The sequence below is a fragment of the Saccharothrix syringae genome, assembly GCF_009498035.1.
In the GTDB taxonomy this organism is placed as follows: Bacteria; Actinomycetota; Actinomycetes; order Mycobacteriales; family Pseudonocardiaceae; genus Actinosynnema; species Actinosynnema syringae.
Genome location: NZ_CP034550.1, coordinates 2,087,641 through 2,106,905, shown reverse-complemented (window position 1 = coordinate 2,106,905; position 19,265 = coordinate 2,087,641). Strand labels below are relative to the sequence as shown.

The 19,265-nt window shown below is 69.0% G+C and carries 16 protein-coding genes and 1 pseudogene; 6 read left to right on the top strand and 11 right to left on the bottom strand.

All coding sequences use genetic code 11. The annotated features are described in order from the left end of the window. Window positions 1-555: 555 nt before the first annotated feature. Window positions 556-1,146, bottom strand: a complete 591-nt coding sequence (locus EKG83_RS09965; protein ID WP_228122550.1) for a transposase domain-containing protein — start codon at window positions 1,144-1,146, stop codon at window positions 556-558. Window positions 1,147-1,621: 475 nt separating this feature from the next. Further along, complete coding sequence (locus tag EKG83_RS09960; protein ID WP_033435204.1) at window positions 1,622-2,248, bottom strand: TetR/AcrR family transcriptional regulator; 627 nt, start codon at window positions 2,246-2,248, stop codon at window positions 1,622-1,624. A 222-nt stretch (window positions 2,249-2,470) separates the two neighbouring features. Between EKG83_RS09960 and EKG83_RS09955 the strand changes: the two genes are divergently transcribed. Further along, window positions 2,471-2,941, top strand: a complete 471-nt coding sequence (locus tag EKG83_RS09955) for a nuclear transport factor 2 family protein (protein ID WP_033435205.1) — start codon at window positions 2,471-2,473, stop codon at window positions 2,939-2,941. 565 nt (window positions 2,942-3,506) lie between these two features. Here EKG83_RS09955 and EKG83_RS09950 read toward each other — a convergent pair. The 6 genes from EKG83_RS09950 to EKG83_RS09925 form a co-directional block, all read right to left on the bottom strand. Beyond that, the gene (locus EKG83_RS09950; RefSeq protein WP_051766914.1) at window positions 3,507-4,109 is read right to left on the bottom strand and encodes a DDE-type integrase/transposase/recombinase; all 603 of its coding nucleotides are present in this window, start codon (window positions 4,107-4,109) and stop codon (window positions 3,507-3,509) included. Then, entirely contained in the window at window positions 4,106-4,414 is a 309-nt protein-coding gene (locus EKG83_RS09945) for a transposase (protein ID WP_033435206.1), read from the bottom strand. Before EKG83_RS09945 ends, EKG83_RS09950 begins: the two co-directional genes overlap by 4 nt. A gap of 402 nt (window positions 4,415-4,816) precedes the next feature. Beyond that, window positions 4,817-5,992, bottom strand: coding sequence for a DUF5624 domain-containing protein (locus tag EKG83_RS09940; protein WP_051766915.1), 1,176 nt, complete (start codon window positions 5,990-5,992; stop codon window positions 4,817-4,819). Window positions 5,993-6,015: 23 nt separating this feature from the next. Continuing rightward, window positions 6,016-7,143 (bottom strand): hypothetical protein, encoded by a 1,128-nt coding sequence (locus EKG83_RS09935; RefSeq protein WP_063741522.1) that lies wholly within the window; start codon window positions 7,141-7,143, stop codon window positions 6,016-6,018. Window positions 7,144-7,362: 219 nt separating this feature from the next. After that, the gene (locus tag EKG83_RS09930) at window positions 7,363-7,842 is read right to left on the bottom strand and encodes a hypothetical protein (RefSeq protein WP_153277976.1); all 480 of its coding nucleotides are present in this window, start codon (window positions 7,840-7,842) and stop codon (window positions 7,363-7,365) included. Between the two features lie 88 nt (window positions 7,843-7,930). Beyond that, window positions 7,931-9,373: an MFS transporter gene (locus tag EKG83_RS09925; RefSeq protein WP_228122549.1), complete on the bottom strand. Its 1,443-nt coding sequence runs from the start codon at window positions 9,371-9,373 to the stop codon at window positions 7,931-7,933. A gap of 221 nt (window positions 9,374-9,594) precedes the next feature. Here EKG83_RS09925 and EKG83_RS09920 point away from each other — a divergent pair, with 221 nt between their 5' ends. From EKG83_RS09920 to EKG83_RS09910, 3 genes are all read left to right on the top strand, one after another. Then, window positions 9,595-10,281: a response regulator transcription factor gene (locus EKG83_RS09920; RefSeq protein ID WP_033435208.1), complete on the top strand. Its 687-nt coding sequence runs from the start codon at window positions 9,595-9,597 to the stop codon at window positions 10,279-10,281. Continuing rightward, entirely contained in the window at window positions 10,278-11,639 is a 1,362-nt protein-coding gene (locus EKG83_RS09915; RefSeq protein ID WP_033435209.1) for a sensor histidine kinase, read from the top strand. Before EKG83_RS09920 ends, EKG83_RS09915 begins: the two co-directional genes overlap by 4 nt. 169 nt (window positions 11,640-11,808) lie before the next feature. Beyond that, a complete protein-coding gene (locus EKG83_RS09910; protein WP_051766917.1) occupies window positions 11,809-12,744 on the top strand; it encodes a DUF1963 domain-containing protein in 936 nt (311 codons plus the stop codon). Between the two features lie 81 nt (window positions 12,745-12,825). On the opposite strand, the gene EKG83_RS09905 is transcribed toward EKG83_RS09910, so the two are convergent. The 3 genes and pseudogenes from EKG83_RS09905 to EKG83_RS09895 all read right to left on the bottom strand — a co-directional run bounded on the left by EKG83_RS09905 (window position 12,826) and on the right by EKG83_RS09895 (window position 14,897). Further along, window positions 12,826-13,275: a GNAT family N-acetyltransferase gene (locus EKG83_RS09905; RefSeq protein WP_033435210.1), complete on the bottom strand. Its 450-nt coding sequence runs from the start codon at window positions 13,273-13,275 to the stop codon at window positions 12,826-12,828. Window positions 13,276-13,354: 79 nt separating this feature from the next. Next, a pseudogene (locus EKG83_RS49540) lies at window positions 13,355-13,420 on the bottom strand (hypothetical protein); the annotation flags it as partial. A 616-nt stretch (window positions 13,421-14,036) separates the two neighbouring features. Further along, the gene (locus EKG83_RS09895; protein ID WP_228122547.1) at window positions 14,037-14,897 is read right to left on the bottom strand and encodes an alpha/beta hydrolase; all 861 of its coding nucleotides are present in this window, start codon (window positions 14,895-14,897) and stop codon (window positions 14,037-14,039) included. A gap of 182 nt (window positions 14,898-15,079) precedes the next feature. On the opposite strand from EKG83_RS09895, the gene EKG83_RS09890 reads away from it, so the two are divergent. Both EKG83_RS09890 and EKG83_RS09885 read left to right on the top strand, forming a co-directional pair. Beyond that, window positions 15,080-15,802, top strand: a complete 723-nt coding sequence (locus EKG83_RS09890; protein ID WP_084716870.1) for a TetR/AcrR family transcriptional regulator — start codon at window positions 15,080-15,082, stop codon at window positions 15,800-15,802. A 1,063-nt stretch (window positions 15,803-16,865) separates the two neighbouring features. Next, window positions 16,866-18,857 carry a hypothetical protein gene (locus EKG83_RS09885; RefSeq protein ID WP_153277975.1) on the top strand — a complete coding sequence of 664 codons (1,992 nt, stop codon included), beginning with the start codon at window positions 16,866-16,868 and terminating at the stop codon, window positions 18,855-18,857. Window positions 18,858-19,265 lie beyond the last annotated feature (408 nt).

The window sequence follows — 19,265 nt, the reverse complement described above, 5'->3', positions numbered from 1 at the left end:
CCACCGCACGATCGGCCCAATCCAGTCGTGGGCACGGGTTGGCCCGCCGCAGCACGGCGACCTCGTGCCGCAGCACCAGCAACTCCACGTCCTTGGCCGCCGGTGACCGACCCAACAGAACCAATCAGCCGACGACCCGGACGAAGATCAGGTAAAGCAGTCGTAGCACCACGCCTCACGATCATGCTCCTACAGCTCGTGGTGCGCGATCGCCGCAGCTCAAGCGCCTCAGTGCAGAGTTCTGGCACCCCACAGGATTCTTCGTTGCTGTCGACGGTGATTCCGGTCGCCTGGACGACCTGGTCGCGGGTGGCGTGCAGGGCGATGGTGAACCCGCAGCGGTCGGGATCGGTGCCGGGCCGGGATTGCGCCGCGTCGACCATGACGGTGCGCAGGAGTTGGTAGAGCGTGAGCGGGGACCACATCTCCTGCTCGAGCCCGGCCGGACGCGTCCGGCGGTGATCGTGTGGCGCAGGGCGTGGTACGCCGATTCGTGTTCCCACCGCTGGTGGTAGAGGGCGTTCAGGGCGGAGGCGGGGTGGCGGCGGGCGTCGGTCAGGCTCGTGACCAGCCGGTAGGTCCCGGTGAACGTGGTCCCGCACGGCGCCGATCGTCGAGAGGTGGGAGCCGTCGACGAGACGGTCCAGGACGGGGATGCGCCGGTTGTCGCGCAGCCGTCCCCAGGATCCGCGCGCCGGTGGCGTGCACGTCGGCGAGGAAGGCGTTGCTGTCGAAGCCCTTGTCCCACAACACCACCATGTCCGGGGTGAGAAGGTGCAGCAGGCGTCTGGTGTAGTCGGTCTCGACCAGTGTCATCGCTCCATCAGGGGTGGCCGCCGTTGCCCGGGGAATCGAGCCAGGCCCGGTTGCGGGCGGTGTCGGGGACCTTGATCGAGCTGCAGCCGTCGAAGGAGACCATGCGATAAGACCGGTCAGTCCGCCAATCAGCTTCTGCCAGACCAGCCGGTAGCCGACCTCGGGGAACAGGCACATCGCGAGCAGGAAGTAGACACCGACCCGCGAGGGCAGGTCACGCAGCCGCCACTGGACCGTCCTGGTCTCCGCGAGGATCGCGTCCACGAGATCGAACGGGACCACTCGCGTCAGTTCCCCCAGGTACCCGGGAGCGAACCGGCCCGCGGCCACGGTGACCGTGCGGGTGATGGTCGTCAGCGCAGGCGGCGGGACACAATGAGAGGGCAACGGAGTTCCTCGGGAACAAGCTGTCTTGGTCGACTGCCTGTACCAACGAACTCCGTTGTCCTGCGTCGCGACTCCTGCCACTCGATCGCGTGACCAGCGAAAACGTCAACTACCCGGCCTTGGGTCAAGTCCCGTGTGCTCCGACCCGGGGTCTGCTCGAGGGACCCGAAGGTGTGTTCCGGATCGAACCGAAGCAGGAACGTCTGCCACGACCGATCCATCCGGGCCGCGGTGGGTGTGGCTTCCCGACCGGTCGTCGAGCACCAGAGCCACAACGGTTTCGGTGTCGCTGTACGGGGCAGGTGCTCGACATCCAGCCGGATCGCAGTGACTTCCACGACCGGTGACAACCGACCCGGCGGCGGGTGTGCGGACCTGTCGCAGGGGGTTCACCTCGGCAGCGGCCGGACGTCGGCGGTCACTCCCGCACAGACGGGCGATCACCGGCCTCTTCCATGCGCTGACCGCGGAGCGCGCGAAGCGCGTCGAGTGCGACCGCGGTGAGAACGCCGCGGCCGACACCGGCGCGGCCGAGCAACTCCATCCCCCGGGTGACGGCGACGAAGTAGAGCGCCAGCGACTGCACGTTCACGTCCTCCGCGAGATCCCCGTTCTCCCGCGCGTGTTCCAGGCATCGGGCGTAGACCCCGGCGAGCTGTTCGATGCCGGCCTTCGTGGCCGTCGAGAGCGGGTCCTCCTCACCGGTCGATTCGACCAGCGCACGCGTGGTGAGCGAGACCCGCCGATCACTGCTGCTGAACTCGATCGCCATCGTGAGCAGGTGGCCCCGGATTCGTTCCAGCGGCGAAGCGCCATCGTGCCCGAGCGCTTCCGAGACGGCGCGCGTCGCCTCCTCCCGGTCCTCGGAGAGCGCCCGGAAGAACAACTCCCGCTTCCCGCCGAACGCGTTGTACAGGCTCTGCTTCCCCAGGCCGGTCGCCCGCACCAGGTCATCCAGCGTCGCAGCGGCGAGGCCGCGCACGGCGAACACCTCGCCGGCGCTGCTGATGACATCACTCTCGCGGAACTTGCGGGGACGAGGCACGTGAGCAAGCTTACGTTATTGACCATATGGTCAAAAACTTGCTAGCTTGACTGGGCGCGCATCGGAAAGACCACGTCGGAGGCGTCGTCGCCCTGGCGGACGGCATCGTCACCCGACTCCTGCCCGACCCCGGGCCGCCCGCGAGCCCCTGGGCCCGCGCCGCCGCCCGGGCGGCGGCGACTTGTTCCCCGCAGCGATGCGAAGGATCACAGGAGAGCAGAAGTGAAGAGCAACGAAGAGATCGTCCGCGAGGCGTACCGGCTGGCGGAAGGGAACGTCCTCGACGGAGCCGGTTTTCGCGCCTTGTTCACCGAGGACGGGACGTTCAACGACGTGCCGAATTCCCAGACCTTCCGCGGGGACCAGATCCCTCAGGCGTTGACGGGCCTCGCCGGCATTTTTCCCGACATCCACCGCGAACTGCTCGAAGTCCGCGCGCTCGGCGATGTCGTTGCCGTCGAACTGCGAATCCAGGGAACGCACCTCGGCGGGTTCCCGACCCCGATCGGCGACATCCGCCCGACCGGTAGGCGCATCGACATGCCGGCGGCGGACCTCTGGTACCTCCGTGAGGGGAAGATCGCGAGGTTCAACTGCTACAACGCGACGAGCGTGATGCTCGCCCAGATCGGAGCCGCCCCCGACTTCAAGTCGGCGATCGAGGCCGCCGAGACGGCTGCCACAGGGGTGTAGCCCCCGACCGGGAGGCGCCGGCGCGCCGCCTGTCCAGAACCCCCGCACCGCGGAGCGGGCGGAAGGAATCGCACGACCTCGACCGATGCCGTCGTGCCAATCGGTACGCCGGAAACACCGCTTGGACTTCCGGAGCGGTTTCGACGAGAACCGGTGCCCGGCAGGAGACCGGCGATGCCCTCGTCAGCCACGGCCACCACTGAGATGCCTCCATGACCAAGTCGTTCCCAATCTGGTGGGGGTCTGTCAAACGAGCGACTCTGGCGCACTTTCGGTGGTCACGGTGAGTAGCCGGTCGCGGCCGTAACCTTGCGGCGGAGATCGACCCCCTTGCCGGGACGGTATTTCCGAACTGTCGACGCCTTCGTCATCGCAGCCCCGGGCACCGGACGGCACGGCCACAACCGGGACACGTACCGCGACCACCGCCCTCCGCCACGCACCCGACGACCGGAACCGACAGCCCGGAAATGCCGTCCCCGCGAGGGGATCGGCATCCATCACAGGATCACGAACCGACCGGCTACTCACCGTGACCACCGAAAGTGTGCCAGAGCCGCTCGTCTTACAGTCCCCGTCTGGTGAAAGACCATGATGGGAATTGGACTCCGTGGTCGGAGTGGATCACCGTGTCCGACAGCGGGGACCGGTTGGAGATCGCCATGCCGAGCGCGTTGGTGGCCAGGGCGGCGGTCTGGCTGGAGTCGATCGACCACCCGACGACGCGGCGGGAGTGCACGTCGAGCACGACCGCGCGGTACACCTTTCCTTCACGTGTGGGGTGTTCGGTGATGTCGGTGACCCGCAACTGGTTCGGCGCGGCGCGGGCGAAGTCGCGGTCGACCAGGTCCGCCGAGGTGGGCGTGTCGTGCTTCGGGCGCGGCCGACGGCGGTTGGGCAGCCCTTTGATTGGCGTTGCGGCGCATGAGAAGCGCGATGGTGTTGTGCCCGACGGTGATCCCGCGGCCGAGGGTGGGCTCGGCATGCCCCGCGGCGCGCCGCAAACCTGGAACGACTCCACGTGGATTTGGCGGATCAGGTCGACGAGCCAGACCTGTCGGACCGCCTGCGGCGAGGGCGCACGCCCTCGCCAGTCGTAGAAGCCGGATTCCGACACCCCGAGCACGCGGCAGGCGAGCTGGATCGACCGGCCCTCGGCGGCGATCACCGTGACCGCCTCGTACCGTCTTGTGGGGTGCTGCCCTCCTTGAGCAGTTCGGCGGCACGGCGGTGGACGGCGACCTCGGCCTCGAGTTCGGCGATCCCTCGACGCGCGGCGACCAGCTCGGCGTTGTCGGTGCTGGTCGTTCCGGGCATCTGTCCGGTGTCGACGAGCTCCTGGCGGCGCCAGGCGTAGGTGGTCTGGTCGCTGATGTCGAGGTCTGCCGCGTCGCCCAGGTCGCGGCGGACCTCGACATCAGCGACCAGGTCGAGCACCTTGCGACGGAACTCGGGTGGGTACCGCCCGGGCATCGTGTGCTGTCCTCCGGCTACTGAAATGAGTGATCATCCAGCAACCCGACTCCGAACAACCAGGGGAGGATCATCCGGGATCAGGGGACACCGGTCCCCGGAAGGATGTCCCATCATGGAGTCCTTGGGCGGGAAGAAGCGGCGGCCTCGGCGGTCGTTCACCCCGGAGTCCAAGGCCGAGATCGTGGACCCGCACCGACGGGTTGACCGGCGACGAGCGCGAGGAGCTGGTCGGGCTGCGGCGGGAGAACCGCCGACTGGAGCAGGACCTCGTCGAGCACGGCGAACGCGTTGGTCATCCACTTCTCGGCAACCACCGGAAGTGGACACCGAAGGCGAGCCGACCGGCAACACGCCGGTGCGGACCGGGTGAGGCCCGATCCGCACCGGCGCGGGCGGGTCCTACCTCCGCGACCCGACCGGGTAGGTGGTGTAGGTGAAACCCGGGATCTCGACGAGCTCGGGGCGGTTCCCGTTGACGCTCAACTGGTCGAGCACGAACTGCATACCGGCGGTCGCGATCTGCGCGCCGGGGTCTTCCATGACGTAGCGAAGCCTGGTGACGATGGCTCGTTTGTCGTGGACCGACCGGACACGCGGCATGGCGTCGACCACCTCCGTGTCGGAGTCGACCACGGGCGTCTGGTCGATCCCCTTCCGGAAAGCCGGGTAGCCCGGCCACATGAGGCGGCTCATCTCCACCGACGACAAGCAGCCGTACCAGAACCTGCGGTACTGCGCCTCGGCGCGAGCGCTGGCCTCGTTGTCGGTGAGCTGCTCGAGTTCGATGGCCGGGGCGGTTGGGGCGATGATGAGCCTGGCCGGATCGAGCTCGTGGTTCGACGCTTCGTAGAGCAGCGGGCACACGTTGTTGGTCTGCCAGGTCAGGCCGGCGCTCGGGCGTCCGGCACGACCGGCGACGATCACCATCAGCCGGGCCCAGTCGATGGACTGCTCGTGAAGCCACTTCAGGCTCCGGTGCAGCGAGTCCAGTGCCGAGAGGGCGAAGGTCGCCGCCATCATGTCGTTGAACGGCACGGCTACCGCGTCCGCCCCGTCGCCTTCGAGCAGGTTCGCGCGCATGTACTCGAAGTTCAGGAGCTTCGGGTTCTCGACCGCGCGTTCCAGGTAGTCCGCGGTGGTCGCACAGGTGTAGTCGACCAGATCGGTGATCTTCTCCTCGTGCCCCCGCCACGCGGTGACCGCGACCTCGTCACGCCAGTAAGAGACGCTGTTGAAGTCCTGCACGACGCGACATTGCGCGATCAGCTCCCTGGCGGCCGTCTTGCAGCCGAGGTCGCCGAGCTCGCGCAGCCGGGCCAGGTAGGGGATCGCGAGGCCGAGGTGCGAGACCGCGGTGATCTCGAAGAACCCCTTGGTGCCCTTCCTGATGTCGACCGACGTGGGCGGGCGTCCGCCGCCGGGGAACAGCACCAGGTCGGTGCCCGTCGCCAGCAGCAACGGCGAGTCGGAATGGGCCTCGCCCAGTCGCTGTTGCAGGTTCTGGCCGATGCTGTCCGGGGCGGAGGTGAACATCTCGAACAGCCGCATGAAGTGCGGGTTGGGTTGGTAGCGCATCGGATTCTCCTTGTCGTTACGGGTCAGGCGTTGTCGAGTGAGAGCTCGTAGACGATGCTGTCCTGGCGGAACCGCACGTCCGGGGTGAGGCTGTTGGCGACGACCAGGAAGGTTCTGCCGTCGGCCTCGAAGAAGCTCGCGTCGGTGCCGCCGAAGGTGGGGAACTCCTCGATCACTTCGAACTTCCCGTCGTCCCACCTGTACAGCTGCGACATCAGATCGGTCTTGGCGACGGGAGGCTTTCCGCGGACGAAGCAGATCCGGACGAGGAACAGGTCGTCGTGGTGGCGGAAGAGTGCGAACTCGCGGCCTCCGGGGCCGCCGAGCAACTGGTGCGGCTCGAAGAGCTCGCCGTTCCAGCGGTAGAGCGTCGAGTCACCGCTGATGCACGCGAAGGCGAGCCAGTCCCCGCCGTCCTGCGAGAAGTGCCGGAAGCTCCGTCCGGACGTCTCCGCGAAAGTCTGGTAAGGGATGAAGGAGTCCCCGTCCCAGCGGTAGACGACACTTGGCGTGACCTGGTCGGCATAAGCCAGGAAGTGGCGTCCGCCGACCTGGAAGTCGGTCCAGTTGTAGCCCCATCGCCCTCCCAGGACCTGGAACTCCTTCCACCGCCCGTCGATGCGCTCGAAGATGACCGAACGTCCGTGGCCCTTGGGCGTGAGGCCGGGCATGGTCAGGCCCTGGGCCAGCGCCAGGAATTCGCGGTCGTCGATCGAGAAGTGGTGCCACTGCTTGGCGCCGAAGGTGGGCAGCGCCTCGTCCACGACCCACTCCCCGTCTTCGTCCTCGCGGTAGATGAGCGAGTTGACGTCGGTCTCATAGGGACCTTTCCCGGTGCGGAGGTTGGCGAACGCCAGGTAGTTCCTCCCTCCGCTGCGGAAGCTCAGCGCGTCCTCGCCGCTCGGGCAGGGCAGGCGGTTCACCTCGACGAACCGCTCTTCCTCCCAGCGGTAGAGGAGCGCGTCGACGTCGGCGTTGCCACCGTTCATGTCCGGCGCCCGTCCTGGTACGTCCTCAGCCAACTGGGGAACGACGAGATGCAGTCCGCGGTCGGTTCGGAACACGTGTGCGCTGCGGGCGCCGGATGTGGCGAGACGTTGGTGGACTGACAGGATCTTCGCGTCCGGGTGGCTTGGGTCGGTGTTGGACAAGGGAACTCCTCAACTGGATTGAAGTGACTCGGGCCAGGGAGGCCCGAAAGATCGGGGCGCGGGAGTGCTCACGGGCGCCGTGCGGCCCATCGCCCGTGCGTACAGGGCGTCGAACCGCTCCAGCGTCGTAGCGAGCGCGTGGTGGGAGGTGGTTCCGCTGCGTGCGGGCGCGCATCGGCACGTGGTGCACGAGCGTGTGCAGGCGCCGGGCCGGCTGGTTCACGTCTCCCGGCTCGAACAGCCGGCCGTTCCGGCCGGGGCGCACGAGGGCGGCGGGGCCACGGCGTTCGCGGCGATCACCGGCTTGCCCGCGGCCACCGCCCCCATCGTGGCGGGGCCCTGCGACTCGGCGACACCGGACATGACGAACAGGTCGGCGCGGGCGTAGGCGCCGAGCAGCTCGTCGGCCTCGCGGGAGACCCGCCACGGCGGGCAGAAGCCATCACGACCGTTTTCGGCCAGGCCGGTGGCGAGGCTCTGGGCGAAACGCGCCGCACCGTTGGCGTCCGGCGGGAACGTGTCGGCGGCGATGGCGATCAGCCACCTCGCCGGCCCGGCGCCGTGGCGCAGACTCCACACCAGCAGGCCGCTCACCGCGGCCGGCGACGGAGGAGCAGCCCCCAGCCACCCGGTGCCGTTGTGCACGAACACGTCGTCACCGATCACGTCGGTGACCGGGTCGAGTCCACCTGCCGACACGACATGCAGGTAGGAGGTCGGACCAGTGACAGCATCAGGCCACCCGTGAGCAGGCTCCGCCTGCCCTCCACCAGCTCGAGCACGTCACTCAGTGCCGTGGCTGCTCGGCGCGCCGCTGAGCGAGCAGCAGGAGGGCGAGCACAGCGGCGATCACGAACAGCCCAGCTGAGGTTGCGATGTAGCTGTACACGCCCGTGGCGGAGTTGACCGTTCTGCCGTCGACCGTGACCCTCGTGCCGGAGAGGACTGCCGCACCGGCGAAGCTCACCCCCACCGACCCGATCGCGCTCGTGACCGAGACCATGCTCGCGGTCGCGCCCTGGCGGTGCGGCGCCGTGAGGACGGCCGCCATGTTGAACCCGGAGGCCAGCAGCGATCCCATGCTCAGGTTCAGGAAGAGGACGAAAAAGACGGCGACGGGGAACGAGGACGCGCCGAGGAACATGCCGAGGGCTCCCACGGTGCCCACCAGGACGCCTGCGGCCAGAGCCACGGCGGGGTCGGTACGGGCCGCGAGCCGGCCCGAGAGCAGTCCTCCCGCCATGATCCCGATGGCGGGCAGGCCGAACAGCAGCGCGAGCGAGCCCTGGGCGTCGAGCCCGTAGCCGAGCCCTTGGTCCGGCGAGACCTGGGCGATGAGACTGAGCAGCTGGTCCATGCTCTGCCCCGCACCGGTGGCGAGCACGACCACGAGCAGTGTGAGCACCATCGGCCTGCCGAGGTTCCTGAGGTCGATCACCGACTCGGGAGCCCGGCTCGGGACGAGGTACCACCGGGTCAACGCCGCGACGCCGGCGGCGAGCAGCGCGAGCGCGCCCGCGCTGAGCCAGCCGATGTCCGATCCGAGGCTGATGTAGCCGAGCACCGCGATGACGCCTCCGCCGAGCAGGAGCGTTCCCCTGACGTCGACCCGTCCCGGTGTCCTCACCTCCGATTCCGGGACGAAGGCGCGGATGCAGGTCACCGCGACGGTCGCGGACAGCGCCGAGGCCACGAACACCACCTGGAACCCGAACTCCGCCACGAGCGATTCGACGCTGGAGGTCAGGGCGATGCCCACCACTCCAGCGCAGGTGGTCACCGCACCGACCGCGGGCATCGCGATCCGCGGTGCGCACAGGTCGCGGACGAGCGAGACGGTCAGGAACACCGCCGCCACCGCGGCGCCCTGCAGCATTCGCCCCAGCACGAAGATCCAGAGGTTGGGCGCGACGAGGCAGACCACGGCACCACCGCAGGCGACGAGCAACGCGACCGCCAGCATCCGGCGTTTGCCGTGGATGTCGGCGCTCCTGCCGAACAGCGGCGCCCACATCGCCCCCGCGAGCATCGCGGTGGAGCCGATCCACGCCGCCTGGGTGGTGTCGAAGTGGTCGAGCATCTGAGGCAGGACGAACAGGGGCATGACGATCACCGAGTCCGCCGTGACGTTCGCCAGGAGCAACGCGGCGATCTGCCCGACGAGCCGCGGGTTCCACCGCGTGTGCGGTGGCGTGCCCGGCGGGGCGTGAGTGCTCATGGTGGTATCCACGAAACTCCTTGGGTGAGGGGGTGCGGCACCCGCGGACCGCGGGAAAGTGCTCGCTCGTGACCGAATGTAAGAATCGTCCTCACCCGGCGGCAACGGCGAAGGGCTCCTCACCGGTGGATTCTCACCGAGTTCCTACCCTTCTCAGGGTGAACTTTTGTGCGGCGCGGTGTGTCGCTCCGCGAGAATCATCCGCAGTGGCCGAGTCGGGAGAGGGGAACCGGGTGACGTGCACCGTATTGATCGCCGATGACGACCGCGCGATTCGTGAGTCGCTTGTCCGTGCGCTGGAGCTCGAGGGCTATTCCGTCGTCGACGTCGACGACGGGGTGAAGGCGGTGACCCGGGTCCGCCGGCAGAGGTTCGACGTCCTCATCCTGGACGTGCTGATGCCCGAGCTCGACGGGCTCGGCGTCGTCCGGCTCCTGCGAGCGGAAGGTGATCGGGTGCCGGTGCTGATGCTCACGGCACGGGTCGAGACCTCCGACCGGGTCGCGGGCCTCGACGCCGGCGCCGACGACTACCTGCCCAAACCCTTCGAGCTCGACGAGCTCCTGGCACGCCTGCGGGCCTTGCTGCGCAGGGCCGTCCCGGCGGAGGGCACCGGGGATCGTGCCCTGTCCGTCGGGGCGCTGCGGCTCGATCCGGCCAGTCGGCGCGCGTGGTGGGCCACGACCGAGCTGAACCTCAGCAAGACCGAGTTCGACCTGCTGGAGCTGCTCATGCGCAACGAGGGGGTCGTGCTCGACCACACGTCGATCTACGACCGGATCTGGGGCTTCGACTTCGGCGGTGACTCGAAGAACCTCGCGGTCTACGTCGGCTACCTGCGCCGCAAGCTGGCGGCGGCGGGCGCCTCGTCCGTGATCCACACGGTGCGCGGCATCGGCTACGCGGTGCGGCAGCCGTGAACCTCGGAACCCGGCTCGCACTCGCCTTCGCCCTCGTCGTCGCACTCACCGCCGGGGTGGTCGGCGTGCTCGCCTTCCGCTCCGCGGTCGAACGCGTGATCGGTGAGGTGAACCGCGGCCTGCACACCGCCTCCGCCGCGATCATCGACGGGCATCACGGGGTACTGCACCACCCGGACGGCGATGTCGTCGGCGACGCGGGACAGGAGCAGCCCCCGCCGCTGACCGCACAGCGCATCGAGCCGGACGGTGGCGTCACACCGCTCGGCGGACGGGCTGTGGTCTTCCCGGTCAGCGAGGCCGACCGCGCCCTCGCCACCGGATCCGCCCGTGGCTCCACGAACACCGCGGAGGTGATCGTGGAGCACGACACCTACCGGGTGCTGACCACCTCGCTGGGAGACGGTGCCGGTGCGGTGCAGGTCGGCATCGACGTCAACCAGTCGCGGCAGGTGATGAGCGGCATGGCCAAGGAGATCACCGTGCTCACCCTGCTCGTGACCGCGGTCGCCGCGGGCCTCGGCTGGGTGCTGGCCCGCCGGATCACCCGGCGGCTGGTGCGGCTGACCGCGATCGCCGAGGACGTCAGCGCCACCGGACCGGGTGCCGGTGAGGTCCCGGTGGAGGGGCGGGACGAGGTGGCTCGGCTGTCGTCGTCGTTCAACACCATGCTGCGCAGGCTCGCGGACGCACGGGAGGCGCAGGAACGACTGATCCAGGACATAGCGCACGAGCTCCGCACGCCCCTCACGAGCCTGCGCACCAACGCCCACGTCCTGCACCGCCTCCACCAGCTCCCGCCGGAGTCCCGCGCGCGCCTGCTCGCCGACGTCGAAGGAGAGACCAGGGAGCTCTCCCACCTCGTCAACGAACTGATCACCCTGGCACTCGCGAGAGGGACCGATGAGGAGGAGGCCGAAGTCGAGCTCGCCGAAGTCGTCCGCAACGCGGCCGCACGGGCACGGCGCCGGACCGAACGCGAGATCACCGTCGACGCCGACCGGACGCGGGTGCGCGGACAGCGCCTCGCCCTGGAACGCGCCGTCGGCAACCTGCTGGAGAACGCCGCGAAGTTCGACACCGACGGCACCGCCCCGATCGGCGTCGAGGTTCGCGCGGGCACGATCACCGTGTCGGACCGCGGACCCGGACTCGGCACCAACGACCTCGGCAGGATCTTCGACCGGTTCTACCGCGCGGACACCTCGCGGTCACTACCCGGTTCAGGTCTCGGCCTGGCCATCGTGGCCGGCATCGCCGAAGCGCACGACGGAACCACCTTCGCCGGGAACCGGGCCGGGGGCGGAGCGGCAATCGGCTTCACCATCGCCACCGGCCGACTCCTGCCCGACCGCTGACATGACCGAAAACAACACCGATCACCTCGGACCCTGATCCCTGGCGGACGTTCCCCGCGAGGAGGCACTGCCGTCCGCCGAAGTCCGTCCTTCCCGAAGAAAGCTGTCGCCTGCCGCAGGGCAGGAAAACGATCCCCATGCGGATCCCACCAAGAGAGCGCTCTCATCGATGTACGACGATGCGACCACGAACCGTTACGAGCAATTCCGCCAAGCGGCGACCAGCCAGGGTATCCCGAACGACGAGATCAGCAAGTTCGCGGATCAGCTCCGATTCGCGGTCTGGCTGGGCGGCGCGGGCTCCGACCAGGAGGTCGTCGGACAGGCCGGAGGGCTGCCCCGGTTGCCGGTGGGCACGGAATGGCCCACCGACGGGAACGGGTACGCGTTGCCGTTCATCGCCTCCGTCGACTGCGCGGCCCTTCCGCGGGTCGAAGGGCTTCCCCTGCCGACGGACGGCTCCCTCCTCCTGTTCCTGCAGTACGAGGAAGATTCACTGGAGCCTTTCAGCCCCGACGAGCAGCCGGAGTACGCGCGGCTTCTGTACGTCCCGGCGGGCGCGGAGACGGTGGTGGCGCCGTTGCCGCCCGAGCTCGACGGGATGGACGTCTACGGCATGCCGCTCCTCATTCCCGAGTACGAGCTTTCCGCGTGGGTCGAGGCGGATCTGCCGGAGTGGATGGAGGAAACCGACGAGTCCGACATGGAACTCCAGCCGGGCTACGTGAGGCAGCTGTTCAACGACTTGAAGCACTTCGACCAACTGTGTGAAATCGTCGACAGCCTCTGGCCGGGGCCTGGCCGCCGCATGTCCACGCTCCGCATCGGCGGGCATTGCATGGAGATAGGCGGTAGCGACGGCCCGTGGCACCAGATGGCGGTGGCGAACCTCAAGAACCGACCTGAAGCGGGCCTCGACCGTGCGGAGACGTGGAATTTTCCCCTGATCCAGGCGGAGGAGCACCGGTTGATCCGGGAGTGGGTGCCACTCGCCCAGTTCTACACGCAGAGCGACGTTCACTACGGATGCTTCCTGATCAGCTTCGAGGACCTCGCGGCCAAGCGCTTCGACAAGATGCGCTCGTTCACCATGTTCTCCGAATAGGTTCCCCAACCTGACGACGTCGGGGCACCCGCCTCCGGCTCCGAGCGGCCCCCGGCCGGTCCGGCTCGGCGGGTGCCTCGTTCAGCCGAGTTCAAGGGTGAGGCACCTGGCCGGCGGTTCGCCGAAGTACGGCCCGCAACCGTCGATCGGCTGATAGCTCTCACGCTCGTAGAACCGGATCGCATCGGGCTGCTCCACGCCGGCCGACAGCACCACCGAGCCGGTCCCGTGCCGTCGGGCGTGGTCCTCCAGCGCACGCAGGACGCGGGTCGCCACGCCGGTGCCGCGGGCCTCCGGGATCACGTACATCCGTTTGATCTCGGCCCCGCCGTCGCCCAGCAGGCGCAGCGCGCCACAGCCCGTCGCGTCGCCTCCCGCGTCGCGCGCGATGAGGAACACGCTGATCGTTTCGGCGGTGGTCGGCTCGGTCTCCCGGTCGGGCATGTCGTACCGGGCGGCCAACTCGGTTTGCATAGCGCGGCGCAGCCGGAGGCCATCCGCGCTGTCCCACGGTTCCTCCGCGACAGTCACAGACGCTCCTACTGTGGTTCGTCGGGCGACGTAGACGATGGTGGGTCATGCCGGAGGACGCCGGGACCGGGGCGACGCCGCACAGCCGCGCCCAGGCCGGTTCGGAGCGGACGCGGTCGATGTTGTCGCCGGCGACGATGAGCATCTCGGAGGCGGTGTCGGCGCCGATGCCGAACGCGTCGACCGGCTGTGGCACCAGCCGGGTGGTGAGTTCGCCCGGCAACGCCTCGTGGGCCTTGATCTCCTCGTCGAGGTGCTGCCACCGGCGGGCGATGGCGCGCAGGGTGTGTTTGGTCGCTGAGGTGACGCTGTCGACCGTGCCGGGACGCAGGCCGGCGCGGCGGTGGATCAGCGCCGTCTTCGTCAGTGGTTGGAGTTGTTCGCGCAGTTCGGGGTCGGCGGTAACGAGCACGGCTTTGAGGGTGATCATGGCGGAGGTGCGGGCCTTGACCGCGACGTCCTTGGCGACCTTGATCTGACGCAGCATCTCGACCGTGCCGTCGTTGGTCTTGGGTACTGCGGTGGCGGTGTTGTTGAGCACGGCGCGGGCGGCGTTCTCGGCGTCGATGGTGTCGCTCTTGCCGCGCAATCTGCGGTCGCGGCGGTCGGTGCGCAGCACCTCGACCCTGCCACTCGCCTCGACGACGGTGACGAACGTGCCCGGGTTTCTGGTCGTGTGGCTCGTGGTCGCGGTGTGCCGGTCGGCGCTCCACTCGGCATCGGCTCCGCGGCGGGCGCCTCGGCGAACCGTTGGCCGGCCGTCACGCGAAGGCCGCGCCGATGGCGTCGCCGATCTCGTCCAGCACTTCACGCGAGACCTGGACGTCGCGGGTGAAGCACAGGAATGCGTGGGGCACCCCTTCGACCGGTCGGTGCGTCACCGGCACCCCGGCCTCGCGGAGGGCGTCCGCGTACCGGATGCCCTGGTCGCGCAGTGGGTCGAGTTCGGCGGTGACGATGAACGTGGCCGGGAGCCCGGTGAGGTCTCCCGCGCGCAGCGGGGAGACGCGGGGGTCGGCGCCCTCGTCGGGGGTGTTCAGGTAGGCGCCCCAGAACCACTCGAGCCAAGGCCACGTCAACAGGGGGCCGGCGGCGTGGTCGTACATCGATGCGCTGTCGTCGAAGCGGTCGGTTGCAGGGTAGGCGAGGGCTTGGAAGGTGACGGCGGGTCCGCCGCGTCGCTTCGCTTCCTGTGCGGTGACGGCGGCGAGGTTGCCTCCCGCGCTCTCTCCGAACAGGGCGATGCGCTTCGAATCGCCGCCGAAGGTGCTCGCTTTCCGCTCAACCCAGCGCAGCGCCGCGTAGGTGTCCTCGACGGCTGCCGGGAACCGGTGCTCCGGCGCCAGCCGGTAGCCGACGGAGAAGACGATGGTCTTCGAGCGCGTCGCGACGACCCTGGCGAAGTGGTCCTGGGTGTCGAGGTCGCCGAACACCCAGCCGCCGCCGTGGAAGAACACCGTCACCGGAGCGGGCGAGCTCGTCGGGATCGTCTCGGGCGTGTAGATGCGGATCGGGACGTCGTGGTCGCCGTTGCGGAAGGTCGTGTCGCGAACCTCGCGAACCGGGACGACGTCACCGGCGAACGAGGCGAACGCGAGGCCGGCGGCGCGGTTCTCCGCCACGGTGAGCGTGTTGGCCGCGGGCGCGGGGGTCGCGGCCAAGCCGTCTAGCACGGTCTGGATCTGGGGGTTGAGGGCCATGAGCTCCACCTTTCGCGGGCACCGGAGCGATCTTGGAATGAACACTCCAACCGTAGGCATCGCGAAATTGGAAAGTCAATTCCAATCTTGGTAGGCTCGCTCCCATGCCGACACGCGGTGCCGAAGCCCAGGTCAAGGCAGCGAGTACCGAGGGTGGTCGTCGCACGAGGGACCGCATCCTGCGCGCCGCCGCCGAGCTGATGTTCAAGCAGGGCGTCGCCGGCACGAGCATCCCCGACGTGCAACGCCGTGCTCAGGTGAGTGCCTCGCAGATCTATCACTACTTCGGGGACAAGAAGGGCCTCACGGCGGCGGTGATCGAGTACCAGAACACCGTGAAGCTCGAACAGCAGCGGCCCCTGCTCGACCACCTCGACAGCATCGAGGCACTGCGTGAGTGGTGCGAACGCGCCGCCGTCCGCCTGGACGCGGTGCGCTGCGCCGGAGGGTGTGAGATCGGCTCGCTCGCGAGCGAGCTGTCGGACATCGACCCCTCGGCTCGCCTCGGCCTGGCTACGGGATTCGCCGCGTGGCAGGCGGCGATCGAATCCGGGCTCACTCGCATGCGCGAGCGCGGCGACCTCGGAGCCGACGAGGACGTTTCGGCGCTCGCGGTCGCGCTGCTGGCCGCGATCCAGGGCGGCATGCTCCTGTCCCAGGTGCAGCAAGACGCCACCCCGTACCGCCGCGCGGTCAACGTGGTCATCGACCACATCGCGGACCGCGTCGCGGCGACTCGAGGGACTTGCCCCAAGGCCGCGCAGTCGAGGGATGACGGGGCCGTCAAGTCCTCCGCGCGTGGTTGCCAGACGTCGGCGAGGGCGTAGGTGCCGCGACGGATTTCGCGGAGGAATCCTTCGGCCGGCCACGTGGGCATCTGCGTGCCGAAGCTCTTCGTGCCGTGGATTCCCGAGGCGTTGGCCAGTTCGCGGGGTCGCCAGGCACGGTCGGGACCGGCGGCCATCAGTCGCAGTGCGCGGTTGCGGTGTCCGGCACCGGGAACGGGACTGCAAGACGAGCGGCTCCGGTCCGTAGTCGACGGATGAGGGAGGCCCAGCGGCTGCTGCAGCAGATCGCCGTCACCGCCTCTGTGCCTGCCGACAACTCCATCCATGCAGATTGAAGCTATGCACAGCATGAGGGGTCGAAGAACTTCCGGGTGCGGCCACAGCTCAGCAGTTCCCTCGGCTGACGCGGCATGATGGCCGACCGTGCTGCTCCGGCTTGCCTTACGCCTCGTGCCTGCCGGTAACTTCGTCCACGCAGGTGGAAGGCGTGCGGAGCTCAAGACCTCGAAGCGCCCATGGGCACGGCTGCCATCTGCCTCGACCCCGCGCACGCGGGGGTGTTCCCCCGCCGAGCGCCAGCGTTCCCGGTGGAGCACCTCGACCTCGTGCACACTGGGACCAGTCACGCGATGTTGCCCAGAATCAACTGTTCCCCCACCCGCCGTCCGACCGGTCCAACAGCACCTCCGCCGACGACGGCGGTCTGGCGACACCCTCAACAAGTACCACCATGCTCTCTGACCTGCGCGGATGACATTTTCGGCAAGCACACCGCCATACGCCCATCGCGCCGGCCAGATCACCCCGCTCGACCAGCAGAACCACGACCGGAGTCACCCACGACGGCCGCGCGGCTATAAGGGTTCGCATACGTGTGGTCGCATGCGATCCGCAGCATTGCGTACGGCGGCATCGGCATTCGGAGCACCATGGCTGCGTGGTTACTCGGCGGTGGCCTGGCAGCGGGCGGTCGGCGCTGGACCCTACCCAGGACGGGCAACCTGTGCAGCGGATGCCGTTGGGCGCATGGGACTCGTTGCAGCGCACGGCGGGCAACCGGGCCGTGGCCCGCGCCATTCGGGCAGGGAGCCGGCCTGAGACCGTGGTGCAGCGGCAGAGCCGAGGCCAGGGCGAGTCGGCTTGGGCGTCGGCGGTCGCCGGTGGCGCCTGGGACCGCGCGGCCGCGCTGTACTACTCGTGGACGGCGGATGAGCAGGAGCGGCACCTCGCCGGTCTGGACGCGCTCCAGCTGTTCCGGCTGGACGCGGCGGCGCAGCGACAGGTGTTCGACCACCCGGTCTCGGCGTTGCTGAGGATCGAGGCGTGGGTGCGGCGGCGGCCGGTTCCGGCGGAGCAACGCGTGGCCGAGAGGCTCGAGCAGCTGCGGCGCGGTCTCATCACCATCGACCAGCTGAATGACGACGAGGTGCGTTCGCTGCCGTTGGATGACCGGGTCCGGCTGCTCTCCGACCTCGCCGGCGGGGTCGTCGTCGCGGACGACGATGAACGGCAGATCGTGCGGTTACTCGCCACGACCGGGACCGCCGACCGGCCGACGCTCGTCGCCCGGCTCCGATCGGGCGGGTCGGCGCTGTTGCGCCGGTTGGAGGCGGTGGTCGACGGTACGGAGAACAGCGCTCTGCACAGTGAGCTCCGGCGGTTGACGTTCGGCGCGCTGGACCCGGCGCGGGCGTTGGTCGAGGCCGAGAACGCGCCCGAGATCCCATGGGCCGATCCTCCTCTGTCCCAGGCCGCGCGGTTCCGGCAGCGGGTGCACGTGGAGGTGCTCGAGTGGACGTCCGCGGGGCGGTTGCGGCTGTGCCTGGACGCCCTTGTCGGACCGGTGCGGGTGTGGCGACGCACGTGGGACCTCGACCCGCTCCAGCTGGTCGCGGTGCGGTTCCTCGCCGCCGAGCCGGAGGTCGGTGCACGGTCCGGTGACGTGGTCAACCTGCCGGCAGTGAACCTGTTCTCGTTGCGTAACAAGCAGTTCCGGCAGGAGATGGCTACGGTGGCCGACGTCGCCGCGTTGGCGATGGGCGGTCACGGCGTCATCGCCGCCGGGTCTCGCGCGGCCAGGCTCGTCGCCGCGGTGGACCTCGCGTACGGCGCGGCGGACCTGGCCGTGCGGGAGATGCGCGACGACCTGGGGTGTACGGCGGAGGGTCGGCAGTTCCTGCGCGCCTGGGACACCGTGAACCAGTTGGTGCTGGTGTACGGGATGGCCCGGATGGTCAGGTCCACGCCGCAAGTGTTCCGCGGGCTTCGCGACCGCTGCCGCGGGCTCGAGTCGACCGGCGCTTCCCGGCAGCGTATCCAGCGCGAAGTGGACCAAGTCCTGCACCAGGTCGAGGAGGTAGAACAAGAAGTGCCTAGGACGCAGGCCACCGCCCCGTCGGCGGGACAGCCTGCCGACGTCCGGGTGGACCGCGTGCTGGAACGCTTCCTCCGCACGGTGCGCAGGCCGGGCCCCAGTCGCAGCGTCGTGCGAGCGCATCCGTCACGTGAGTCGTTCGAGGCGACCTATGCCCTTGATCCGGTACGTGGTGTGGCGCCGCAAGACGTCGGCGCGTTCTTCCGCGAACGTCCGTTGCGTTCGCGGGCGCGTGAGGAGTTGGTCGTGCACGTGCGCGGGGCGTTGCACCTGCCGCCGGGAGCCACCGACCACGAGGTGTTCCACGAGATGCTGCACTGGGCGTCGCAGCGGTCGGGCACGAACGTCCTGCTCGGCACCTATTGGAACGAGGGCGTCACCGAGTGGCTGGCTCGCCGGTGGTCCGGCGCGGCCACTGTGCGCAACGCCTACGACCGCAACGTCCGCGTCGTGGAACAACTAGCGGGCGTGGTCGGCGAGGATGTCATGATCCACGCATACCTCGACCAACGGTGGCGACCGCTGCACGTGGCGCTGGAGGCACGGCTGGGGTCGCAGGCGGAGGTGCAGCGGTTCTTCTCGCTGATGAGACGCGTGGGCGGCGGGGACCACGGCTCGCGGCGGTTGGCCAGAGCGCTCGCCAAGCTCGGCCTCGTCGGTGCCGAGGACGCGCCGACCAGCCCTGGGCTCCGCGTTCCGAGACGGATCCCGTTGCCGTAGCGGGCGGCGCTGTCAACGCCACCTGGGTAGCGCCGCGCGAGAGCACCTGAACTCCAGAAGTGAACCAGCCAGCCGCAAGGCTTGTGCCTGCCGAGAATGTCGTCCGTGCAGGTCAGACAGCATGATGGTGCTCGTTGAGAGTACTGTCCGACCGCTGTCGTCGCCGAAGGCGCTGTCGAACCGGCCGGACAGCGGGTGCGGGAACAGCATGATGCTCGACGCGAGCGAACGTCACGCACAGCGCGTCGGGGCACGTCGGGTCGGTCACGCCATCCACGAGCCGTACGACAGGCATGACCGTGTCGCTGAAGTGCTTAATCCCGGTGGAGCCTGCTCACTTGACCACGAAATCAAGTGGCTAAGGCCGCACTCAGTCCGGCGACGACCCGCCCAAGCACAACGCCGCAG

Excerpts from the sequence above, each read along its gene's own strand:
- EKG83_RS09940 (WP_051766915.1), bottom strand. The coding sequence starts at position 5,992 with ATGCGCTACCAACCCAACCCGCACTTCATGCGGCTGTTCGAGATGTTC.
- EKG83_RS09890 (WP_084716870.1), top strand. The coding sequence starts at position 15,080 with ATGCCGACACGCGGTGCCGAAGCCCAGGTCAAGGCAGCGAGTACCGAG.
- EKG83_RS09910 (WP_051766917.1), top strand. The coding sequence starts at position 11,809 with ATGTACGACGATGCGACCACGAACCGTTACGAGCAATTCCGCCAAGCG.
- EKG83_RS09945 (WP_033435206.1), bottom strand. The coding sequence starts at position 4,414 with ATGCCCGGGCGGTACCCACCCGAGTTCCGTCGCAAGGTGCTCGACCTG.